At 67.1% G+C, this 3094-nt stretch carries 1 pseudogene; it reads right to left on the minus strand.

Going from position 1 to position 3094, the window contains the following annotated elements:
- Positions 1 to 52: 52 nt before the first annotated feature.
- Positions 53 to 3094, minus strand: a pseudogene (locus PDO_RS11985) (baseplate multidomain protein megatron); the annotation flags it as partial.

The following is a 3094-nucleotide window of genomic DNA, read 5'->3' on the forward strand; positions in this document are numbered from 1 at the left end:
TCCTGTTTGGCTCGGTTGGGTGTCTCAGTGGGATTTGTCGGTTGAGTGAAAATCAACGGATGCGGACCGTCGCCTCGGCGGCAATGCCGGCCGAAAGCCTGCCGATCTGTGCGACCCTGAGCGCCAGCGCGCTTTGCCGTCCGCCGAAATCGGCACTTTCCGCCAGCTGCGGATAGGTCCAGCGCGGCGCGGCCACCTCCAGTTGGCGCCGAACGGCCGCAGCCATGGCCGGTCCATCGAGGATCTCCAGCCGGTAGGCCTCGACGGGTTCATCCAGCGCAACATCGCCGGCCGTCCAGCCGTCCGCCTCGATCCGCCCCCGCCTGATCCAGCCGATCCCGATATCGCCGCTTTCCAGCCTTGTGGCTGTCAGATGCACCGGCGATAGCGGCGTTTCCGCCCTGATCCCGCCGGAAAACACCCGCCGCTCCGCGGCACCGGCCGCCATGCCGAGCGGTTCGAACAGCCAGTTCTGCGCCCTGCCGCGCTCGCCCGAAGACAGTCCGAGCGGTTGCACCGCTGGTCGAGCAGGACGACGGCCGCCCCCTCCACCGCCCCCGATGCCATCGCGTCTTCGGTGCCGCCGAGTGCGCGCAGCAGCCCGGTCAGGCGGAAGCGGTTGATCGAGATCTCCTCGGCCGTGGTGAAGGCGATGACCTCGCAGAGCCCGTTTGCGCATGTGACCGCCAGCCGGTTTTCGCCATTCAACACCGCAAGCCGGCTGACGGAAGCAAGCGCCCCGAATGTCAGGTCGACGACCAGCGCCTGGGCGCGATCGAACCGCCCGGACGGCCCCGGCGCCAATGGTTCCACCAGCCTTCCAAGCGTTGCCGGCCGCTCCAGCGTCAGCCGCGGCCGATAGCCTTCGGCCTCCACCGACCTCGACACGACGATGCGCCGCCACGGTCGGCAAAACACAGCAACAGCCGCATCGCCCGCAGCCGCGCCATCCTCCAGCCGTGGCAGATCGAGAAATTGCACCACCGGCGCAAAACCCTGCGCTGCCGGATTGTCCGGGCTGCGGCCGGGCTCCTGCGGCACGACCGGTGCAGACACCTGCCCGGCAAAGCTGCGCAGCGTCAGCCGCCGTTCCAGTCCATCATCGATCTCGGTGACCAGAAAGCGCCCGGACGGACCGTCGGCGATGCTCAGCACATCGCCCGGCTGCACCGCCACCTCGCCCGGGCCGAGCGCCAGCTGCAGCGTGCGGCGTGCCAGACGGTTGTCGCGCAGCCAGGTTTCGGCAGCGGCGATGCCGGTCTCTTCGGCGATCACTGCCGGGAGGTCGCGGGCCAATTGCCGCTGCGTGGCGGCGTCCAGCCTGCGCGAGCGGGCACTGGTCTCGCCATAGTCGGCCGCCGGATCGTAAAAGGTGATTAGCGCCTCGGAGGCAAAATCGCCGTCATGGCCGCGCGTCTCACTCCACAACGGCTGCCCGTCGATATCGGCCAGCACGTCGATCCGGCGCGCCGGCAGGCTGGCGGTGGTGCGGGTGCGAAAGCGCAACAATCCGCCATCCTCGATCACGTCGATCTGAAACACCTCGATCAGCGGCTCGATCAGGTCGCGCGCCGAGGTCAGGTCGCCCTTGACATAACCGCCGAGATCGCCGGCCACCTCGGAAACGTCGAAATCGGTAAAACCATGATCGGTAAGGATGGCCGCTATGGTATCGGCCAAAGTCGCCGTGCCGAGCCGCCCGTTCAGCCAATGGCCCGTGCGCCAGTTGATGCCATCGGCCCAGAGGCCTGTATCGGCCGGGAAGGCCGGCTGCGGCCGCGCATCCCAGGTCCAGACGAAAGTATGATACGGATCGACCATGCCGGCCGGTGCGGCACCCTCTGCATCGCCGTCCTGCCAATGTCCGAGATGCGCCTCGAGGAAACGCCGCTGCTGGCTGTCGCTGCGCCGGCCCGCCGAAAAATGCGGCCGGGCGCTTTCCGCCGACTTGCCGTCGACAAACACATTCGGCTGGTTTGCCCCCTTATCGACCGCGCCGCAGCCAAGCTCGGTAAACCAGATCGGCTTCATGCCCGGCTGCCAGGCGGTCGGCGTCGCCACTTCCACGCCAGCCAGCCGGTTGTAGTGCCGGTTGCTCCACCAGCCTTCGATATCCTTGAACCGGTAGACCCAGGGCTTGCCGGCCGCGCCATCGGTGATCGGCGTGCGAATGCGGTTCAGCCTGTCGCCATCTGAGGCATAATACCAGTCATAACCCTCGCCGGCCATGATCATCCGGGCAAATCCGGCCCGGTCGTCGGTGCCGGAGAATCCGTCCGGGCTTGCGGTTTCCAGATCCGCGTCGCGCCAGTCGGCCAGCGGCATATAGTTGTCGATGCCGACCGCGCTGATCGCCGGATCGGCCCAGAGCGCGTCGAGATGAAAAAAGACGTCGCCGCTGCCTTCCCCTGGCTGATGGCCGAAATATTCGCTCCAGTCGGCGGCGTAGGTGATGGCCGCCGCTGGTCCGAGCACCGTTCTCACCGCCTGCGCCAGTTGAGCCAGCGCCTCGACAAAGGGAAAGGCGTCGGCGCCGTCCCTCAGCGTCGTCAGCCCGCGCAGTTCCGAACCGATCAGAAAGCCGTCGACGCCGCCCGCAGCGTTAGCCAGCGCTGCATAATGCAGGATGAAGCGCCGGTACCCCTCGGTGCGGTTCACAAATGTATCGACCTCGGCCCGCGTCGCCGACGTTCCATCGGCCGACATCGGAAATACCGTGATGCGCCCACGCCAGGGATAGGCCGCCTGCTCTGCCGCGCCGTAAGGGTCGGGCAGGCCGTTGCCGGCGGCAATGTCCATCATCACGAAAGGATAAAGCGTCACCTTCAGGCCGCGTGTTTTCAGATCGCGGATCGCCTCGATGACGCTGTCATCGCTCGGGCTGCCGCCATAGGCCGGTCCGCCATTGTAGCGGCTGACCACATGGGCCGCATCGCGCCCCATGCCCGCCACATTCCAGCCCCGGCTTTCGCCCTGCCGATAGGGCACCTCGACACCGGGCAGCACCCGGCATTGCCCGGCCCTGAGGTCAGTGCCGAACCAGGCAACCACCAGCGCCACATGCTCGAGATTGGGGCACAGCGCCTGCAGTTCG

It is taken from the genome of Rhizobium sp. PDO1-076, assembly GCF_000247475.1.
Taxonomy (GTDB): Bacteria; Pseudomonadota; Alphaproteobacteria; order Rhizobiales; family Rhizobiaceae; genus Allorhizobium.